This window comes from Streptomyces hokutonensis, from assembly GCF_042751305.1.
Classification (GTDB): domain Bacteria; phylum Actinomycetota; class Actinomycetes; order Streptomycetales; family Streptomycetaceae; genus Streptomyces; species Streptomyces hokutonensis_A.
This window is the reverse complement of record NZ_JBHYWD010000009.1, coordinates 213,178-232,607: the sequence shown is the minus strand read 5'-3', so window position 1 is coordinate 232,607 and position 19,430 is coordinate 213,178. Positions and strand designations below refer to the sequence as shown.

Genomic DNA, 19,430 nt, shown 5'->3' with positions numbered 1-19,430 from the left:
CGCCGCGCCCGGCGCCGCCGCGGCCCCCCCGGGCGGCCCCCCACGAAGGGCTTAGGAGCTGAGCGAACGTCGGCTCACTTCTCGGCGTCGTCCTCGCCGTCGTCGTCGGACTCCGACGAGGCGTCCGCGCTCTCACCGAGCAGCCGGGACAGCTCGCCGCCGACGATCCGCTTGAACTTGCGGGCCTGCGGGCGGGTACGGTCCAGCACCGCGACCTCCAGGCGCTCGGCGGGGATCTCCCGCTCGCTGCCGTTCGTGTCACGGGACAGGGACTGCACGGCCAGCTTGAGCGCCTCCGCGAGCGTCATGCCGTCGCGGTGGCGCTGATCCAGATAGCTGCTGATCGTCTCCGCGTTGCCGCCGACCGCGACCGAGCCGTGCTCGTCCACGATCGAACCGTCGTGCGGCAGCCGGTAGATCTGATCGCCGTCGGAGGTGTCCCCGACCTCCGCGACGACCAGCTCCACCTCGTACGGCTTCTCGGCCGCGCTGGAGAAGATCGTGCCGAGCGTCTGGGCGTAGACATTGGCGAGACCGCGGGCGGTCACATCCGCGCGGTCGTAGGTGTAACCGCGCATGTCGGCGTAGCGCACGCCGCCGATCCGCAGGTTCTCGTACTCGTTGTATTTTCCGGCGGCCGCGAACCCGATCCGGTCGTAGATCTCGCTGAACTTGTGCAGCGCGCGGGACGGGTTCTCGCCGACGAAGACAATGCCGTCGGCGAACTGCAGCACGACCAGGCTGCGGCCACGGGCGATGCCCTTGCGGGCGTACTCCGCCCGGTCGGCCATGGCCTGCTGGGGTGAGACATAGAACGGCGTCGACACCGGTATCCGTCCCTCTCTTTAAAGTTCCGTCGAAGTCACTGGATCACCTTGAATGAGAACGGGCCCGCGGTCAGAGCAGCGCGGCGCGCGGGCCGTCGGGCTGCTGCAGTCGCCGCTCCAGGATCGAGGCGGCGATCTCGGAGGACTCGTCGTCGGTGAGCCGGCGGAAGCCGTCCTCGGTGATCACGGTGACGATCGGGTAGATCCGGCGGGCCACATCGGGTCCACCGGTCGCCGAGTCGTCGTCAGCGGCGTCGTAGAGGGCCTGCACCACGAGGGTCGTGGCCTCGGACTCGGTCAGTCCGTCGTGGAAGAGCTTCTTCATGGCACTGCGGGCGAAGACCGAGCCGGAGCCGGTGGCCGCGTAGCCGTGCTCCTGGGAACGGCCGCCCGTCACGTCGTAGGAGAAGATGCGGCCGATGCCGCGGTCCACGTCGAAGCCGGCGAAGAGCGGGACCACGGCCAGGCCCTGCATGGCCATGCCGAGGTTGGAACGGATCATGGTGGACAGTCGGTTCGCCTTGCCCTCCAGGGAGAGTTGGGCGCCTTCGACCTTCTCGAAGTGCTCCAGCTCCAGCTGGAAGAGCCTGACCATCTCGACGGCGAGGCCGGCGGTGCCGGCGATACCGACGGCCGAGTACTCGTCCGCCGGGAAGACCTTCTCGATGTCCCGCTGTGCGATGACATTGCCCATGGTGGCCCGCCGGTCACCGGCGAGCACCACGCCGCCGGGGAACGTGACGGCGACGATGGTCGTGCCGTGCGGGGCCTCGACGACGCCCTGAGTGGGCGGCAGTTGCCGGTTGCCCGGAAGCATCTCCGGCTGGTGGTCGGAGAGGAAGTCCATGAAGGACGACGACCCGGGCGTCAGGAAGGCAGCTGGTAGACGCCCGGTGCTACGAGTGTTGGCTTCCACGAGGATCCTTCCAAGTAGGCGGCAGCCCGACGAACAGCGTCGGGATCATCTCCCAACTTGCCGATGGCCGAATTGCAGTTGAAGCACAGTACGCAACGGACCCTACCCGTCTGGTGGCAGTGATCCACATGAACGGCGGAGGCATTCCTTCACCGCTCGGAATACCGCTCCGAACGCGGCCGGCTCTCCCCGAATCGCACGCGATTCGTGCGCTCGGATGCGAAGACTGCGTGCGGTTTGGTCCGACCGCACCGCACGCAGCACTTCATCTTCGCCTCGCCTGCCACGACGCCACCCCGTTCACCTTCGAATCGAAGGGCAGAGCGACCTACTGGCCGCCCTTTTGAACGAAGGACCGCACGAAGTCCTCGGCGTTCTCCTCCAGGACGTCGTCGATCTCGTCCAGGACGGAGTCCACGTCATCGCTCAGCTTCTCGTGGCGCTCCTTGAGGTCGTCGGTAGCCTGCGCTTCCTCGGCCTGTTCCTCGACCTCCTCCGTGGAGCGCGTCGCCTTCTGCTGTCCGCCGCCGGTGTCCTTGGTCGCCATAACCCTCACCCCGCTCGGTTCGACGTTCTTGATCAGACCCTACTTGCAGGGACTGACATCGGCCCCGCAGTTCCTACAACGTACGGCGGCCACCTCGATGATTCCCGGCCACCGGACATTCCACCCTGTCCGGAGCACCGGATCCGAGGGTCCTGTCAGCCGCCCGACAGGACCCTGACCAGGTCTTCCGCCGTACGACAGCGGTCCAGGAGCTCCTTGACGTGATTACGCGTTCCGCGAAGCGGTTCCAGGGTTGGGACGCGCTGGAGCGAGTCCCGGCCCGGGAGGTCGAAGATCACGGAGTCCCAGGAAGCCGCCGCGACGTCGTCGGCGTACTGCTCCAGGCAGCGTCCGCGGAAGTACGCGCGCGTGTCCTCCGGCGGCGACGTACGCGCCTTCTCGACCGTGTCCTCGTCCAGCAGCCGCTTGATACGGCCGCGGGCCACCAGGCGGTTGTAGAGGCCCTTGTCGGGCCGTACGTCCGCGTACTGGAGGTCGACCAGCTGCAGCCGTGCCGCGTCCCAGTCGAGGCCGTCCCGGCGCCGGTAGCCCTCCATGAGCTCCCGCTTGGCGACCCAGTCCAGCTCGCCGGCCAGGCTCATCGGGTCGTTCTCCAGGCGGTTGAGCGTGTCCTCCCAGCGGGCGAGGACGTCCTTGGTCTGGTCGTCCGCGTCGGAGCCGTAGCGTTCCTCGACGTACTTGCGGGACAGCTCGAAGTACTCCATCTGCAGCTGGACCGCGGTGAGTGTCCGGCCGCTGCGGAGGGTGACCAGACGCTTGAGAGTGGGGTCGTGGGAGACCTGGTGGAGGGTGCGGACCGGCTGGTCCACGGCCAGGTCCACCGCGATGAAGCCGTCCTCGATCATGGAGAGGACCAGAGCCGTGGTGCCGAGCTTCAGATAGGTCGAGATCTCGGAGAGGTTGGCGTCGCCGATGATCACGTGCAGACGGCGGTACTTCTCGGCGTCCGCGTGCGGTTCGTCGCGGGTGTTGATGATCGGGCGCTTGAGGGTGGTCTCCAGGCCGACCTCGACCTCGAAGTAGTCGGCGCGCTGGCTGAGCTGGAAGCCGTGCTCGTGTCCGTCCTGGCCGATGCCCACACGGCCGGCTCCGGTGACGACCTGTCGGGACACGAAGAAGGGCGTCAGGTGGCGCACGATGTCCGAGAAGGGGGTCTCCCGCTTCATCAGATAGTTCTCGTGCGTCCCGTAGGAGGCGCCCTTGTTGTCGGTGTTGTTCTTGTAGAGGTGGATCGGCTGCGCGCCCGGGAGTTGGGCCGCGCGCTCGGCGGCCTCCGCCATGATGCGCTCGCCGGCCTTGTCCCACAGAACGGCGTCCATGGGGTTGGTGACTTCGGGGGAGCTGTACTCCGGGTGTGCGTGGTCGACGTAGAGGCGCGCGCCGTTGGTGAGGATGACATTGGCGAGGCCGATGTCCTCGTCGGTGAGCTGGGTGGAGTCGGCGGCCTCCCGGGCGAGGTCGAAGCCTCGCGCGTCCCGCAGCGGATTCTCCTCCTCGAAGTCCCAGCGGGCCCGCCGGGCCCGGTGCATCGCCGCCGCGTAGGCGTTGACGATCTGGGACGAGGTGAGCATGGCATTGGCGTTCGGGTGGCCGGGGACGGAGATCCCGTACTCCGTCTCGATGCCCATTACTCGCCGTACGGTCATGCGGCCCTCCTTGCCCGGCGGCGCCCTCGGTCGGGGGCGCCGCTCAAGTACCGCTGGCGCTCCGGTGCGTGTGCGGTGCCCGTCCCCGCACTGCGCGACTCGGCGGTACCGAAGAGCCTAGAACGGCTTTGCGCTGGTGGGGAGATCATTTGCGTCATTGCCTTGCGCGCCCCTTGTCGCGGTCATGGCCTGAAAAACAGTTGGCTGCGGGTACCCGCCTAGGGCACCCGCAGCCACCCTGCTTTTTACAGGTACTGACCGGTGTTCGCCACCGTGTCGATGGAGCGTCCGGTGTCGGCGCCCTGCTTGCCGGTGATGAGCGTACGGATGTAGACGATCCGTTCGCCCTTCTTTCCGGAGATCCGGGCCCAGTCGTCCGGGTTGGTGGTGTTGGGCAGGTCCTCGTTCTCCTTGAACTCGTCCACGCAAGCCTGGAGGAGGTGGGAGACGCGGATGCCCTTCTGCTTGTGGTCGAGGAAGTCCTTGATGGCCATCTTCTTGGCCCGGCCCACGATGTTCTCGATCATGGCGCCGGAGTTGAAGTCCTTGAAGTAGAGGACTTCCTTGTCACCGTTGGCATAGGTGACCTCCAGGAAGCGGTTCTCCTCGGATTCCGTGTACATGTGTTCCACGGCCGTCTGGATCATGCTCTGGACGGTGGTGGTCTTGTCGCCGCTGTGCTCGCCGACGTCGTCGGGGTGGAGCGGGAGGCGCTCGGTGAGGTACTTGCCGAAGATGTCCTTGGCGGCCTCGGCGTCGGGACGTTCGATCTTGATCTTCACGTCCAGGCGGCCGGGGCGCAGGATGGCGGGGTCGATCATGTCCTCGCGGTTCGAGGCGCCGATGACGACCACGTTCTGCAGGCCTTCCACGCCGTCGATCTCGGCGAGCAGCTGGGGGACGATGGTGTTCTCCACGTCCGAGCTGACACCGGATCCGCGGGTGCGGAAGAGGGATTCCATCTCGTCGAAGAAGACGATGACGGGAGTGCCCTCGCTGGCCTTCTCACGAGCACGCTGGAAGACGAGGCGGATCTGCCGCTCGGTCTCTCCGACGTACTTGTTCAGGAGCTCGGGGCCCTTGATGTTGAGGAAGAAGCTCTTGCCGGTGGCCTGTCCGGTGACCTCGGCGACCTTTTTGGCCAGCGAGTTGGCGACGGCCTTGGCGATGAGCGTCTTTCCGCATCCGGGAGGCCCGTACAGCAGGACGCCCTTGGGCGGCCGCAGTTCGTGCTCCTTGAAGAGGTCGGGGTAGAGGTACGGGAGCTCGACCGCGTCGCGGATCATCTCGATCTGGCCGCCCAGACCGCCGATCTGCTCGTAGCCGATGTCGGGGACCTCTTCGAGGACTAGTTCCTCGACCTCGCTCTTCGGGACGATCTCGTAGACGTAGCCGGAACGGGGTTCGAGCAGCAGGGCGTCGCCGGGGCGGATGGTGATGTCCAGCAGTGGCTCGGCGAGCCGCACCACCCGCTCCTCGTCGGTGTGCCCCACCACGAGGGCGCGTTCGCCGTCCTCAAGGATCTCCTTGAGGGTGACGATGTCGCCGACGCGCTCGTACTCCATGGCCTCGACCACGTTGAGCGCTTCGTTGAGCATTACTTCCTGGCCGCGGCGGAGCTCTTCGAGATCCACGCTTGGGCTGACGTTCACCCGGAGTTTGCGGCCGCCGGTGAAGATGTCCGCGGTGCCGTCCTCGTTGGCCACGAGGAAGACTCCGAAGCCGGCCGGTGGCTGTGCGAGCCGGTCGACCTCTTCCTTGAGGGCCACGATCTGGTCGCGGGCCTCACGGAGCGTGTTGGCGAGTCGCTCGTTCTGGGCGGACACTCCGGCCAGATTGGTCTGCAGCTCGACGATCCGCTCTTCGAGAATCCTCGTGTGTCGCGGAGAGTCGGCGAGCTTACGTCGCAGGACGGCGATCTCCTGCTCAAGGTAGGCAATCTGCCCGGACGGGTCGTCGGACCCTCGTCCCGGGCGGATGCCGCGGTTCATGTCGTCGTCGTGGGCTGCCACGGTCCTCACCTCCTCCAAGGGGAGCTGGACGCTTCCAGACCCTACCTGGGTGGGTGTCGATTGAAACCCCTAGATCACAAAGACTGTCAAGGTGTGTCGTCGGTCACCCTGCGCTCTCCCTCACGCCGTCTGGATACCCACTCAACGTGATTCGGAAGCCGACTGTTCCAAGGCTGGGTCGGTCAAAATCCTTCATGGGGGACGTGAGTTGCCGTGACGGCGGGTCCGGGGCCCGGCGAAATCCCGCCGGGGCGCCCCTTGACGGAGAGTGTCCGGGCGGACGGTGCCCGTCATGTCGTGGCGTGAAACCAGGGTTCTCCAGGAAGTGTCGCCCGGGTGCGCAGAGGTAGGGTCGAAGCGTTCAACACCCGGCGGAAGCAGGAGACATCACCGTGCAGGACGAGGCAGCGGCCGACGGCGAGGCGCTGGAGGTCTGGATCGACCAGGACCTCTGTACCGGCGACGGCATCTGCGCCCAGTACGCCCCCGAGGTCTTCGAGCTGGACATCGACGGTCTGGCCTATGTGAAGAGCCCGGACGACGAGCTGCTGCAGGCCAAGGGCGCCACCACGCCCGTGCCGCTGCCGCTGCTGGTCGACGTGGTGGACTCCGCGAAGGAGTGTCCCGGCGACTGCATTCATGTGCGCCGGGTCGCGGACCGGGTCGAGGTGTACGGCCCCGACGCGGCCTGAGGGCCGTCGGGGAGGCGGCCCAGGGGCGTCGTCAGACGCTCTGGGTGTTGCCGGGCGTGGAGCGGACGAACGTGCCGTTCTTCCACTGCCACTTCGCGCTCTCCTTGACGTCAGGGCAGCAACTGGGCACGTCCTGGGTCGAGTAGCCGAGCATGGTCGCGAGTACGGCGCCACCGCGTACGGCGAACTCGGTGACCGTCTCCCGGGATTTCGGTGCGATCAGGGTGGCCACCACGCGCGGCCTGGCGGCGTGCGCGGCCTGGGTCAGGACGTAGACGCCGTCGGGCGGGGTGCCCATGCCGGCGTCGCAGTGGACCACGGCGACCGTCTCCGGCCTGCCGTCGCCGTCGAGGTCGCCGGAGGCCTGCTTCTGGACGACGGCCTTCGTGGGACCGCACTGGATGGGAAAGTCGACCCCTGTGGTCGCGGGGGCAGCGGCGGTGGCGGGCGCGGACTTCGCCTGCGGGCCGGAGGCCTGGGCTGCGCGCGCCGAATCGGGCTGCAGGACCGAGGAGAGCGCCACGACGGCGGCGAGTGCCGTGGCGGTGGCGACCCAGTGGATGGGCCGGGTGTTCGTGTGTGCCAGTTCCAGTTCCGGGACGGCGGAGTGCTGCACTAGGAGTGTCTCCTGTGAGGGCTGTGCCGGTGGGGGTGGCCTGCATGGTGCCACACGTCACAATGCGGGGGAACGGCGGGGTCGACAGTTCGTTCGCGTGATCGCCCGGGAGGGTTCGGCCGTGGCGGTACGTCAGCAGAAAGACGCCGTGGCCGAGTTCCCGGAGGTCTTCCGGGAACTCGGCCACGGCGTTCGTGCGTTGAGTGCGGCACAGGGCCGCCAAGGGTGCGGCGCGGCGGGAGCTAGCGGCCGCCACCGCCGTCCGCGTTCGGGCCGGTGTAGTCGTCGCCGTAGGCGCCCTTGGAGGGACGGCGGCGGCGCATGGGGGGCTCGACACCGTCCGCGAGGCGGCGGGCGGTGAGGAGGAAGCCGGTGTGGCCGATCATCCGGTGGTCGGGGCGGACGGCCAGGCCCTCGACGTGCCAGTTGCGGAGCATCGTCTCCCAGGCGGTCGGCTCGTTGAAGGAGCCGATCTCGCGGATGGACTCGACGGTCCGCGCGAGCTGGGTGGTGGTCGCGACGTAGCAGCACAGGATGCCGCCGGGCACGAGCGCCTTGGAGACGGCCTCCAGGCACTCCCAGGGGGCGAGCATGTCCAGGATGACGCGGTCGACGTCCGTGTCGGACAGGTTGTCCTGGAGGTCGCCTACGGTGAGCTGCCAGGCGGGGTGCGGGCCGCCGAAGTAGCGCTCCACGTTCTGCTGGGCGATCTCGGCGAAGTCCTCGCGGCGCTCGTAGGAGTGCAGCATGCCCTGGTCGCCGATGGCGCGCAGCAGGAAGCTGCTGAGCGAGCCGGAGCCCACGCCCGCTTCCACGACGCGCGCGCCGGGGAAGATGTCCGCGAAGGACAGGATCTGCCCCGCGTCCTTGGGGTAGACCACGGCGGCGCCGCGGGGCATGGACAGGACGTAGTCGGGGAGCAGGGGGCGCAGCGCGAGGTAGGCGACGTTTCCGGTGGTGCGGACAACGCTGCCCTCGGGTGCGCCGATCAGCTCGTCGTGCGGGAAGGAACCCTTGTGGGTGTGGAAGTTCTTCCCCGCTTCGAGCGTGAACGTGTAGTGGCGGCCCTTGGGGTCGGTCAGCTGAACCTGGTCCCCGACCTTGAAGGGCCCGCGCCTGCGGGCGGCACCGGTCGGTTCGGACATGTGACCAGCCTACCGGCGTTTGCGGGGGTCGCCGACCACGCGCGCGTGCCTCAGTTGGGGCGGGCCATGGCCTTCACGAAGGCCCGCTCCACGTCGGCCGCGGACAGGACGCCGTAGATCTCGCCGGTCTCCTCGACCACGAGGTATTCGGTGGCCGGGGTCGCGCGCAGGGTGTCGAGGAGGTCCTCGCCGGCCAGTTCCGCGGAGACGCGCATGCCCTCGGTGAGGTCCTGCGCGAGGCCGCTGACGGAGACCCAGGGGCGGCGGTGTTCGGGGACGCCGACGATGGCGGCCTCGCGGACGAGGGAGAGGGGCTGGCCGTCGGCGTCGACGACGACCAGGGCGCGGGCGCCGGCCGCGTTGGCGCGGCGCAGGGCCTCGGAGAGGGGGGTGTTGGTCTCGACGGGTACCGCGCGGCGGGTGAGGTTGCGGGCGCGGAGGTCCGGGAGGTGCTCGCGCAGCCTGGCCATGCGCAGGCTGTTGCCGGCGCCGGTCCAGATGATCGCGGCGAGGATCGCGGCCAGGAGGGCGTCCGTGACGGTGTCCATGCCACTGATGTCCTCGGTGTTGGTGCCGAGGGCGCCGGTCTGGGTGAGCAGCGGGAGGCCGATCAGGACGGAGACGGCGAGGGCGCGGCCGACCCAGGCGGCGGCGATCGTGCCGCTCATGGGCCTGCCGGTGATCTTCCAGACGACGGCGCGGAGCATCCGGCCGCCGTCGAGGGGCAGGCCGGGCAGGAGGTTGAAGGCGGCCACGATGAGGTTGGAGACCATCAGGCCGGCCAACAGGACACCGGGCACGGTGCCTGGCTCCACCGGCTGCATGGCCAGGTAGAAGATGCCCGAGAGGATCAGCGAGAGCAGGGGGCCGACGAAGGCCAGCACGAACTCCCTGCCGGGGGTCTCGGCCTCCTTCTCGATCTCGGAGACGCCGCCGAAGAACTGCAACTGGATGCGGCGGACCGGGAGTTTGAAGCGGAGGGCGGCGACGGTGTGCGCGAGTTCGTGCACCAGGACCGAGCCGTAGAAGGCGACCGCGAAGAAAAGGGCCACGAGGTAGCGGGCGGCGCCGAGTTCGGGCAGGACGCGGTCCAGTTGGCCGCCGAACACCCAGGTGATGAGGGCTGCGACGAGGAACCAGCTGGGCGCCACGTAGACGGGCACCCCGAAGGGCCGCCCCATCAGCAGGCCGCCACCGGGCTCCTTGGGGCGCTGCGGGGGGCGTCCCTTGGGCATGGAGGTGCCGGTGCTGGGGCGGGCGTCGGGGGGCGTGGGCGCGTCCGTGTGGGCGTGGGGGCGGTCCGGGGCCCGGTCGGTGTCGTAGGGGGTGGTGGCCTTGTGGGGGGTGCCGGTCGCGGTGTCCGTGTCGGCGTGGGGGGTGAGGCCGGTGGACGGTGTGCCGGATACCGGGGTCGACGGGTCGGCGTTGGCGGCGGATTCGGCGGGCGGCGTGCCCGTTTCAGGCGCCGGTACGGCCTCGTGCGGGGCGGAGTTTGCGGACGGCGTGCCCGATGCCGGCGCCGACATGCTGTCGTGCGGGGCGGGGCTGGTGGACGGCGTTCCGGAGATCGCCGCCGGTGTGCCGTCGGGCGGAGTGGAGTCGGCGGACGACGTGCCCGATGCCGGGGTCGACGGGCCGTCGTGCGGGGCGGAGTCGGTGGGCAGCGAGGCCGAGTCAAAGGTCGGCGTGCTCGATACCGGCGCCGAGAGGTCGTCCTGCGGCGCGGGGCCGGTCGGCGGCGTGGCCGATCCCGGCGGCGAGCCGTCGCTCGCGGTGGGCCCGGACGGCGGTCCCGGCTCGTCGTGGTCCGTCGGTGTTGTCCCGGACGGAGTCGGTGTTGTCCCGGACGGAGTCGGCGTCTCCGGCTGGTCGGGGGTGGTCGGCTTCGCGTGGTTCGTGGACGACGTGTCGGGGTCCCCGACGTGCCGGATCGGCCTCTCGGCGCCGTTACGGGGGGTCTCGTCGTGTTTCGGTTCGGGGGTGCCGGGATCGGCGGCCGGGGTCGTGGCGCCCGTGGCGTGTTCGGTCGGCTCGTCGTTGCCGGACCGCGGCTGTGCGCTGCCGCCGCTCTCGTCCACGGTGTCCCCTCGTTCGAAGCGTCCTCCGCGCCAGCCGGGCGGAGGGGTCTCGGGTCGATGGTATGCGGCGGTCGCGACGCGTTCCGCCCCGGCACCCCCCGTGTTTCCCCGGCTGTCGCGGGCACGACGGCCGAGGGCGGGTAACTGTCAGTGGCGGGCCGTAAGGTCTGTGGGCATGGAGACGAGTGCGGAGGGCGTCGCGGGGACAGTCGGCGACGAGGGCGCGGTGGCGGAGCCGGGCGCGGAAGCGGCAGTGGAGACGGGGACGGTGGGCGTGGTCGAGCGTGTCGCCATAGCGCCCGCCTCGCTGTCTCCCTCGCGCGCCAGCGACTTCATGCAGTGCCCGTTGCTGTACCGGTTCCGGGTGATCGACCGGCTGCCCGAGAGGCCCAGCGAGGCGGCGACCAGGGGGACCTTGGTGCACTCGGTCCTCGAGCGGCTCTTCGACGCGCCGGCCGCCGAGCGTACGGCGCCGCGTGCGAAGTCGTTGATCCCCGGGCAGTGGGACCGGTTGCGGGAGACCCGGCCGGAGGTCGTGGAGCTGTTCGCCGACGATCCGGAGGGCGAGCGGTTGGCGCGCTGGCTCGGGGAGGCGGAGCGGCTGGTGGAGCGATGGTTCTCCCTCGAGGATCCGACGCGGCTGGAGCCCGCCGAGCGCGAGATGTTCGTCGAGGCCGAGTTGGACTCGGGGCTGAAGCTGCGCGGGATCATCGACCGGGTCGATGTGGCGCCCACGGGTGATGTGCGGATCGTCGACTACAAGACGGGCAAGGCGCCCCGGCCGGAGTACGCCGAGGGCGCGCTGTTCCAGATGAAGTTCTACGCGCTGGTGGTCTGGCGGCTGAAGCGGGTCGTGCCGCGGCGGCTCCAACTGGTGTACCTGGGAAGCGGGGACGTGCTGACGTACGACCCCGTCCTCGCGGATCTGGAGCGGGTGGAGCGCAAGCTGCTGGCGCTGTGGGAGGCGATCCGGCTGGCCACGGAGACGGGTGAGTGGCTGCCGCGGCCGACCAAGCTGTGCGGCTGGTGCGACCACCAGTCGGTGTGCCCGGAGTTCGGCGGCACTCCCCCGCCGTATCCGCTGCCGGTGCGGATGCGGATGCCCGACGGCGTCTCAGCCGAAGGCACAGCGACCCACGGTGTTTCTGCCGAAGGCACGGCAGCGGACGGTGACTCCAGCGCGGGCTAGGGACAGCCGAGGGTGTTTCCGCCGGGGAGCATCGCGGCCGACGCCGTTTTGGCCGACGGCCCAGCGGCGACGCCGACGCCACCGGCGGGCAGCGGCCCGGCCTCTGCCGGTCGGCCGGGCCGGGCCGTCGAGCAAGTCAAGCCCGCAGGGCAGGCCGTGAGGCAGAGCAGGCCGTAAGGCCGATCGGGTCCGGCAAGCAGGTCAGTCCGCCGGACCGGTCGAGTCGGTCGGACCGGTTGAGCGGGTGGGGCAGCCGGAGCGACGAGATCGCCGGACCGGTCGAGTGGATCGGACCGGTCGAGTCGGTCGAGCAGCCGGACCGGCAAGGTCGCCGGACCGGCCAGGTCGCCGGACCGGCCAGGTCGCCGTGGCGGTCGAGGTCGCCGGACCGGCCAGGTCGCCGTGGCGGTCGAGGTGCCGAGGCGATCAGCCCGGTCGGGTAGTCGCCTGGCGCGCAGGGCAGAATGGGCCCGGGCTAGCGAAGGAGACTCACGTGGCCATCCGCGTCCTACTTGTCGACGACCAACCGCTGCTGCGCACCGGGTTCCGGATGATTCTGGAGGCCGAGCAGGATCTCGCGGTCGTCGGCGAGGCCGGTGACGGTCTGCAGGCGCTCGACCAGGTGCGGGCTCTGCAGCCCGATGTCGTGCTGATGGACATCCGTATGCCGCGGATGGACGGGGTGGAGGCGACCCGCCAGATCACCGGCCCCGGGCGGGACGGCCCGGCGAAGGTGCTGGTGCTGACCACCTTCGACCTCGACGAATACGTGGTGGAGGCGTTGCGGGCCGGTGCCAGTGGCTTCCTGCTGAAGGACGCGCCGGCGAACGAACTGGTGCAGGCGATCCGGGTGGTGGCCGCCGGCGAGGCCATGCTCGCGCCGAGCATCACGCGGCGGCTGCTCGACAAGTACGCCGGTCATCTGCCGTCCGGTGACGAGCCGGTGCCGGACGCCCTGCACACGCTGACCGAGCGTGAGGTCGAGGTGCTGAAGCTGGTGGCGCGCGGGCTGTCGAACGCGGAGATCGCCGCCGATCTGTTCGTCAGCGAGACCACCGTCAAGACGCATGTGGGGCACGTCCTCACCAAGCTGGGCCTGCGCGACCGGGTGCAGGCGGCGGTGTACGCGTACGAGAGCGGGTTGGTGCGACCCGGCGCGCAGTAGACGCCGTAGAAGACCGGATACGAGCGGAGAGGGCGCCCCTTCCTGACAGGGGCGCCCTCTCCGTGTCTGCGGGGCGGATCCGGTTCTTCAACAGGCCAGTGGCCGGCCCCGCCGCGATGGGCAGGACCGGCCACTGGTGGAACTTGCTCACTGCGCCCTCAGGCGGTCACACGCCTCGGCCGAGCTCCCACAGCTGGAGCGTCGAGGAGGAGTTGAGCACGTACGCGGTGCCCGTGATGTCGTCGCGGGCGGCGACGTACTGCTTGCCCTGCCAGAGCGGGATCAGCGGGACGTCCGTGGCGACGATGTCCTGGATGCTGGTGAGGCTCTTGGCGGCGGCGAGCCGGTCGGCCTCGCGGCGGGACTCCGGGATCAGGGTCTTGATGATCTCGGGGTTGCTGTACGGCAGCTTGAGGAAGTTGTCCGTGTCGAGGAACGGCGCGAGGTAGTTGTCGGCGTCGGGGAAGTCGGGGAACCAGCCCATGCCCCAGACGTCGTACGAGCCCTTGCGCTCGGCCGGGACGAACGTCGACCAGGGCTCGCCCTTGATGGTGACGTCGAACAGGCCGCTGTTGTTGAGCTGCGTCCGCAGCTGCTCGAACTCGTCCTTGGTGGCCGAGCCGTAGTGGTCGGTCGTGTAGTGCAGCGTGAGCTTCACCGGGGTGGTGATGTTGGCCTTGGTCAGCAGGGACTTGGCCTTGGTGACGCTCGGGTTGCCGTACTTGTTGAAGAAGGAGTTCGAGTGGCCGGTGATGGTCGCGGGGACCATCGAGTAGAGGGGCTCGGCCTCGGTGCCGTAGACCTTGGAGACGAGTTCGCCGCGGTCGATGACCTGGGCCATCGCCTCGCGCACGGCCTTCGTCTTCACGGTGGCGGCGTCGGTGTTGAAGGCCAGGTAGCGGATTTCGAGACCGGGCATCTCGACGAGGTCGATGTTGCCGTTCGAGTCCTCGCCGAGCTTCTGGATCTGCTCGGGCGACATGGTGCGCGTCATCACGTCGATGTCGCTCTTGTTCAGCGCGGTGCCCATGGAGGTGGCGTCCGCGAAGGTGCGCATCTCGACCTTGCTGTTGTTCACCTGCAGAGTCCCCTTGTAATTGGGGTTCTTGGTGAACGTGGCCGTGGTGATCGCGTCGTCCTTCTGGGCGACCGAGAGCGTGTACGGGCCGGAGCCGTCCACGCTGAAGCCGTCGCGCAGCTTGTCCTTCTCGTAGTCGTCGGGGTTCACGATGCCCGCGACCGGGGTGGACAGCTTGTACGGGAAGGTCGCGTCGGCCGTCTTCAGGTGGAAGATGACCTCGCGGTCGCCCTGGGTCTCGACGGTGTCGACGGTCGACAGCAGGGCGAACACACCACTGTCGGCCTTGATGCGCATCGCGCGGTCGATGGAGTACTTCACATCGGCCGCGGTGATCTTGCTGCCGTTGGCGAACTTCAGACCTTCGCGCAGGGTGCAGGCGTAGCGCTCGCTGCCGGTGTCGGTGAAGCCGCACTTCTCGGCGGCCTCGGGGACCGGGTCGCCCTCGCCCTTGGGCTGGATCATCAGGGTCTGCACGGTCTGGCGCAGGATGTTCCAGGTGCCGACGTCGTAGGCGTAGGCGGGGTCGAGCGGCGCGGGAGCGTCCTTCGTCGCCTCGAACCGGTCCGTGGTGCCGACGATTATCGCTCCGTCGCCGGAACTACCGCTGCCGGAACCGCCACAGGCGGCGAGCACCGGCGCGAGCAGGCCGACGACGGCCGGCAGCACCAAAGTCTTGCGGTTCATGCTCGAGTTTCTCCAGAGCTGTTCGATTCCGTGTACCCGGCATGCATAGGGTGGTGACGCCGATCACGGGGGCAAGGGCGATGTTCTCGCGTTGAGATTAGTCCGGACCCGCACAGGGGTTCGCGGCCACCGTAGTTGAGTTCCCATCACGCTGCGGAACCGGCTGTGGACAGACCGAAAACCCGTCGACGGAAGGATTAGTGCAGCGTTTCACCAATCGGGACACAACGGTGCGTGATCGGCCTCAGAAATGGGGTGAACAGCACAGGACGACGGCGATGTCGACTCCCGTGCACGTGGGGAACCTCACACCGTCAACTCGGTTGGAGAGCACCAGAATTCGACCGGTCGACCGCGTGTGAATTCTTTTCCCATTGGACTTTGCACGCTCGGTGAACGGCTGACGCATTTCCGTCATCGATCGGTCATCAGTCCCCGCAGAAATGCCAGGTCGACGACTTCCAGCGAGGTCACGACAGTGCGCCGGTGGGCCGGGGCGATGGGCTGCACGGACGGTACGGCCACGACCAGACAGCCCGCCGCCTCCGCCGCCGCGACACCGGTCGCGGTGTCCTCCACGACCGCGCAGCGGGCCGGGTCGGCGCCCAGCCGGGCGGCGGCGAACAGATACGGGTCGGGGTACGGCTTGGTGCGCGCCACCTCGTCGCCGGCGACCGTCAGCGCGAAGTGCTGGGGGCCGAGCGCGGTCAGGACGCGGTCGATGATGCGCCGGTGGGAGGCGGAGACCAGGGCGGTGGGGATCTCGTACTCGGAGAGCTCGGCCAGGAGTCTGGCGGCGCCCGGCATCAGCGGCAGGGCCCGCCCGATGCGGTCCTCGAAACCGGCGTTGAGCAGGACGGACAGCTCGGCGAGGGTGATGTCGGCGCCGGTTGCCTCGATCAGGAAGCCGGCGCTGCGGGTCATGGGGCCGCCGACCACGACATGGCGCCAGGAGTCGTCGAGGGTGTGTCCGAGGGCGGCGAAGACCTCGACCTCGACGTCCCACCAGAAGCCCTCGGTGTCCACCAGGGTGCCGTCCATGTCGAGGAGAACGGCCTGGAGAGCGGAGCCTTCGGCCGTACGGGTTCCGAGCGCGGGGACCGTGCTGGTCATCCTGGCGCACCTCCTTGAGGGACGACCAGGCCGGTCGCCTCTTTTTCACAGAGAGGCAACCGGCCTGCGGTGGACCGACCAGTGTACGACTTATCCGATCAACGTGCGTTGAAGTACTTCGCCTCGGGGTGGTGGATGACGATCGCGTCCGTCGACTGCTCCGGGTGCAGCTGGAACTCCTCCGACAGGTGGACGCCGATGCGCTCGGGCTCCAGCAGGTCGGCGATCTTCGCGCGGTCCTCCAGGTCGGGGCAGGCGCCGTAGCCGAGGGAGAAGCGGGCGCCCCGGTACTTGAGGGCGAACATGTCCTCGACGTTCGCGGGGTCCTCGCCGGCGAAGCCCAGCTCGGAGCGCACGCGCGCGTGCCAGTACTCGGCGAGCGCCTCGGCCAACTGGACGGACAGGCCGTGCAGTTCGAGGTAGTCGCGGTAGGAGTTGGACTCGAAGAGCTTGGCGGTCTCCTCGCCGATGCGGTTGCCGACCGTGACGATCTGGAAGCCGACGACATCCTTCTCGCCGGACTCCTCGGGCCGGAAGAAGTCGGCCAGGCAGAGGCGGCGGCCGCGGCGCTGGCGCGGGAAGGTGAAGCGGGTCCGCTCGTTGCCCTCGTCGTCCAGGATGATCAGGTCGTCGTCCTTGGACACACAGGGGAAGTAGCCGTAGACGACGGCCGCTTCGAGGAGGTTGTCGGTCTGGAGCCGGTCCAGGAGGCCCCGCAGCCGCGGGCGGCCCTCGGTCTCCACCAGTTCCTCGTACGACGGTCCCTCGCCCGTACGGGCCTGCTTGAGGCCCCACTGGCCCTTGAAGAGGGCGCCCTCGTCCAGCCAGGAGGCGTACTCCTTGAGCTGGATGCCCTTGATGACCCGGGTGCCGCGGAACGGCGGGGTGGGGATCGGGTTGTCGACGGCGACGTCGGAGCGGACGTGGCCCTCCTCGGGGCGCTCCTCGACCTCTGTGACCGCCGCCGTCGCCCGTACCCGGCGCTGCTTGAGCTCGGGCAGCTTCGCGCCGGGCACGCCCCGCTTGACGCCGATGAGGGCGTCCATCAGGCGCAGGCCCTCGAACGCGTCGCGGGCGTAGCGGACTTCGCCCTCGTAGATCTCGTGCAGGTCCTGCTCGACGTAGGCACGGGTCAGGGCGGCGCCGCCCAGGATGACCGGGTAGTCGGCGGCCATCTTGCGCTGGTTGAGCTCCTGGAGGTTCTCCTTCATGATCACCGTGGACTTGACCAGGAGGCCCGACATGCCGATGACGTCGGCGCGGTGCTCCTCGGCGGCTTCCAGGATCGCGGAGACCGGCTGCTTGATGCCGAGGTTGACGACGTTGTAGCCGTTGTTTGACAGGATGATGTCGACGAGGTTCTTGCCGATGTCGTGGACGTCGCCGCGCACCGTGGCGAGCACGATGGTGCCCTTGCCCTCGGCGTCCGACTTCTCCATGTGCGGTTCGAGATAGGCGACCGCGGTCTTCATGACCTCGGCGGACTGGAGCACGAACGGCAGCTGCATCTGGCCGGAGCCGAACAGCTCGCCGACGACCTTCATGCCGTCCAGGAGCGTCTCGTTGACGATGTCCAGGGCGGGGCGGGTCTCCAGGGCCTCGGCGAGGTCGGTCTCCAGGCCGTTCTTCTCGCCGTCGATGATCCGGCGCTTGAGCCGCTCGTCCAACGGGAGGGCGGCCAGTTCCTCGGCCCGGCCCGCCGTACGGGACTTGGTGGTGGCGCCCTCGAAGAGGGCCATCAGCTTCTGGAGGGGGTCGTAGCCCTCGGCGCGGCGGTCGTAGATCAGGTCGAGGGCGGTCTGCACCTCCTCCTCCGTGAACCGGGCGATCGGGAGGATCTTCGACGCGTGGACGATCGCCGAGTCGAGGCCGGCCTTGACGCACTCGTCGAGGAAGACGGAGTTGAGCAGGACGCGGGCGGCCGGGTTGAGGCCGAAGGAGATGTTGGAGAGGCCGAGCGTGGTCTGGACGTCCGGGTGGCGGGCCTTGAGTTGGCGGATGGCCTCGATGGTGGCGATGCCGTCGCCGCGGGACTCCTCCTGGCCGGTGCAGATGGTGAAGGTCAGGGTGTCGATGAGGATGTCCGACTCGTGGATGCCCCAGTTCGTCGTGAGGTCCTCGATCAGCCGCTCGGCGATGGCGACCTTGTGCTCCGGGGTGCGGGCCTGGCCCTCCTCGTCGATGGTCAGCGCGATGAGCGCGGCGCCGTGCTCCTGGGCGAGCTTGGTGACCTTCGCGAAGCGGGACTCGGGGCCGTCGCCGTCCTCGTAGTTGACGGAGTTGATGACCGCGCGGCCGCCGAGCTTCTCCAACCCGGCCCGGATGACCGCGACTTCGGTGGAGTCGAGGACGATGGGCAGCGTGGAGGCGGTGGCGAAGCGGCCGGCGAGTTCCTCCATGTCGGCGACGCCGTCGCGGCCCACGTAGTCCACGCAGAGGTCCAGCATGTGGGCGCCCTCGCGGATCTGGTCGCGGGCCATCTCCACACAGTCGTCCCAGCGGGCCTCCAGCATGGCCTCGCGGAACTTCTTCGAGCCGTTGGCGTTGGTGCGCTCGCCGATCGCCATGTAGGCGGTGTCCTGGCGGAACGGGACCGTCTGGTAGAGCGAGGCGGCACCGGGCTCGGGCTGGGGGTGGCGCTCGGTGGGCGTGGCCTCGCGGACCCGCTCGACCAGCTGGCGCAGGTGCTCCGGCGTCGTACCGCAGCAGCCGCCGACCAGGTTCAGGCCGTAGTCGCGGACGAAGTGCTCCTGCGCGTCCGCCAGGCCCTCGGGGTCGAGCGGGAAGTGGGCGCCGTCCTTGGTGAGGATGGGCAGGCCCGCGTTCGGCATGCAGAGCAGCGGGGTGCGGGAGTGGCGGGCGAGGTAGCGCAGGTGCTCGCTCATCTCGGCCGGGCCCGTCGAGCAGTTCAGGCCGATCATGTCGATGCCGAGGGGTTCCAGCGCGGTGAGCGCGGCGCCGATCTCGGAGCCGAGCAGCATGGTGCCGGTGGTCTCGAAGGCCATCGAGACCAGCAGGGGTACGTCGACTCCGGTCGCCTCCATGGCGCGGCGGGCGCCCAGGATCGACGACTTGGTCTGGAGGAGGTCCTGCGTGGTCTCCACGATCAGGGCGTCGGCGCCGCCGGCGAGCAGACCCTCGGCGTTCGCCTGGAAGCCGTCGCGGAGGGTGGCGTAGCCGATGTGGCCGAGGGTGGGCAGCTTGGTGCCGGGACCGATGGAGCCGAGGACCCATCGGCGGCGGCCGTCGCGGGCGGCGAAGTCGTCGGCGGTCTCGCGGGCGATGCGGGCACCGGACTCGGAGAGTTCGTAGACGCGGTCGGCGATGTCGTACTCGGCCATCGCGGAGTGGTTGGCGCCGAAGGTGTTGGTCTCGACGCAGTCGACGCCCGCGCCGAAGTACGCCTCGTGGACCGAGCGGACGATGTCCGGGCGGGTGATGTTCAGGATCTCGTTGCAGCCCTCAAGCTGCTCGAAGTCGTCGAGAGTGGGCTCCTGCGCCTGGAGCATGGTGCCCATCGCTCCGTCGGCGACCACCACACGGGTGGCGAGTGCCTCTCGGAGCTCGGACACACGGGTCCGGCTGTCGGCAGAAGGGGTCAGTGGCGACGAGGCCATGAAGGGGCTCCCTGGAGTGCGACGGCTGTCGGCTTTGCGGCTTCCCTGGGAACCTCTCACGGAACTCCCCGGGGAGCTTGC

General features: G+C 69.1%; 14 protein-coding genes and 1 pseudogene. 3 read left to right on the top strand and 12 right to left on the bottom strand.

Features of this window, described 5'->3' with window-relative positions:
* Nucleotides 1–74: 74 nt before the first annotated feature.
* The 6 genes and pseudogenes from prcA to arc form a co-directional block, all read right to left on the bottom strand.
* Nucleotides 75–827, bottom strand: a complete 753-nt coding sequence (gene prcA / locus ACFXC1_RS24740; protein ID WP_019066115.1) for a proteasome subunit alpha — start codon at nt 825–827, stop codon at nt 75–77.
* A 70-nt stretch (nt 828–897) separates the two neighbouring features.
* On the bottom strand, nt 898–1,743 hold the full coding sequence (prcB, locus tag ACFXC1_RS24735; protein WP_381245881.1) for a proteasome subunit beta: 846 nt from the start codon (nt 1,741–1,743) through the stop codon (nt 898–900).
* Nucleotides 1,695–1,886: pseudogene (locus ACFXC1_RS24730) on the bottom strand (endonuclease domain-containing protein); the annotation flags it as partial. The gene prcB and the pseudogene ACFXC1_RS24730, both read right to left, overlap by 49 nt.
* Nucleotides 1,887–2,071: 185 nt before the next feature.
* Entirely contained in the window at nt 2,072–2,290 is a 219-nt protein-coding gene (locus tag ACFXC1_RS24725) for a ubiquitin-like protein Pup (protein ID WP_019066113.1), read from the bottom strand.
* A gap of 155 nt (nt 2,291–2,445) precedes the next feature.
* The gene (gene dop, locus ACFXC1_RS24720; RefSeq protein ID WP_381245879.1) at nt 2,446–3,957 is read right to left on the bottom strand and encodes a depupylase/deamidase Dop; all 1,512 of its coding nucleotides are present in this window, start codon (nt 3,955–3,957) and stop codon (nt 2,446–2,448) included.
* Between the two features lie 245 nt (nt 3,958–4,202).
* Complete coding sequence (gene arc / locus ACFXC1_RS24715; RefSeq protein WP_019066111.1) at nt 4,203–5,969, bottom strand: proteasome ATPase; 1,767 nt, start codon at nt 5,967–5,969, stop codon at nt 4,203–4,205.
* Nucleotides 5,970–6,355: 386 nt separating this feature from the next.
* Here arc and ACFXC1_RS24710 point away from each other — a divergent pair, with 386 nt between their 5' ends.
* Entirely contained in the window at nt 6,356–6,661 is a 306-nt protein-coding gene (locus ACFXC1_RS24710; protein ID WP_078532318.1) for a ferredoxin, read from the top strand.
* 31 nt (nt 6,662–6,692) lie between these two features.
* Here the strand turns inward: ACFXC1_RS24710 and ACFXC1_RS24705 are convergent, their stop codons facing one another.
* The 3 genes from ACFXC1_RS24705 to ACFXC1_RS24695 form a co-directional block, all read right to left on the bottom strand.
* A complete protein-coding gene (locus ACFXC1_RS24705) occupies nt 6,693–7,277 on the bottom strand; it encodes a hypothetical protein (protein ID WP_381245877.1) in 585 nt (194 codons plus the stop codon).
* 242 nt (nt 7,278–7,519) lie between these two features.
* A complete protein-coding gene (locus tag ACFXC1_RS24700) occupies nt 7,520–8,422 on the bottom strand; it encodes a tRNA (adenine-N1)-methyltransferase (protein ID WP_019066108.1) in 903 nt (300 codons plus the stop codon).
* Between the two features lie 50 nt (nt 8,423–8,472).
* Nucleotides 8,473–10,500 carry a site-2 protease family protein gene (locus ACFXC1_RS24695; protein ID WP_381245875.1) on the bottom strand — a complete coding sequence of 676 codons (2,028 nt, stop codon included), beginning with the start codon at nt 10,498–10,500 and terminating at the stop codon, nt 8,473–8,475.
* Between the two features lie 175 nt (nt 10,501–10,675).
* Here ACFXC1_RS24695 and ACFXC1_RS24690 point away from each other — a divergent pair, with 175 nt between their 5' ends.
* Both ACFXC1_RS24690 and ACFXC1_RS24685 read left to right on the top strand, forming a co-directional pair.
* Entirely contained in the window at nt 10,676–11,689 is a 1,014-nt protein-coding gene (locus tag ACFXC1_RS24690; RefSeq protein WP_381245873.1) for a RecB family exonuclease, read from the top strand.
* A gap of 493 nt (nt 11,690–12,182) precedes the next feature.
* The gene (locus ACFXC1_RS24685; protein ID WP_019066105.1) at nt 12,183–12,854 is read left to right on the top strand and encodes a response regulator; all 672 of its coding nucleotides are present in this window, start codon (nt 12,183–12,185) and stop codon (nt 12,852–12,854) included.
* Between the two features lie 166 nt (nt 12,855–13,020).
* Here the strand turns inward: ACFXC1_RS24685 and ACFXC1_RS24680 are convergent, their stop codons facing one another.
* From ACFXC1_RS24680 to metH, 3 genes are all read right to left on the bottom strand, one after another.
* Nucleotides 13,021–14,619, bottom strand: a complete 1,599-nt coding sequence (locus ACFXC1_RS24680) for an ABC transporter substrate-binding protein (protein WP_381245871.1) — start codon at nt 14,617–14,619, stop codon at nt 13,021–13,023.
* Nucleotides 14,620–15,033: 414 nt separating this feature from the next.
* On the bottom strand, nt 15,034–15,732 hold the full coding sequence (locus tag ACFXC1_RS24675) for an HAD family hydrolase (protein ID WP_381245869.1): 699 nt from the start codon (nt 15,730–15,732) through the stop codon (nt 15,034–15,036).
* Between the two features lie 98 nt (nt 15,733–15,830).
* Complete coding sequence (gene metH, locus ACFXC1_RS24670) at nt 15,831–19,349, bottom strand: methionine synthase (protein ID WP_381245868.1); 3,519 nt, start codon at nt 19,347–19,349, stop codon at nt 15,831–15,833.
* Nucleotides 19,350–19,430 lie beyond the last annotated feature (81 nt).

Bases quoted from the DNA above. Each gene is read 5' to 3' on its own strand.
- ACFXC1_RS24725 (WP_019066113.1), bottom strand. From the start codon at position 2,290: ATGGCGACCAAGGACACCGGCGGCGGACAGCAGAAGGCGACGCGCTCC.
- ACFXC1_RS24690 (WP_381245873.1), top strand. From the start codon at position 10,676: ATGGAGACGAGTGCGGAGGGCGTCGCGGGGACAGTCGGCGACGAGGGC.
- ACFXC1_RS24675 (WP_381245869.1), bottom strand. From the start codon at position 15,732: ATGACCAGCACGGTCCCCGCGCTCGGAACCCGTACGGCCGAAGGCTCC.
- ACFXC1_RS24700 (WP_019066108.1), bottom strand. From the start codon at position 8,422: ATGTCCGAACCGACCGGTGCCGCCCGCAGGCGCGGGCCCTTCAAGGTC.
- dop (WP_381245879.1), bottom strand. From the start codon at position 3,957: ATGACCGTACGGCGAGTAATGGGCATCGAGACGGAGTACGGGATCTCC.
- ACFXC1_RS24680 (WP_381245871.1), bottom strand. From the start codon at position 14,619: ATGAACCGCAAGACTTTGGTGCTGCCGGCCGTCGTCGGCCTGCTCGCG.
- metH (WP_381245868.1), bottom strand. From the start codon at position 19,349: ATGGCCTCGTCGCCACTGACCCCTTCTGCCGACAGCCGGACCCGTGTG.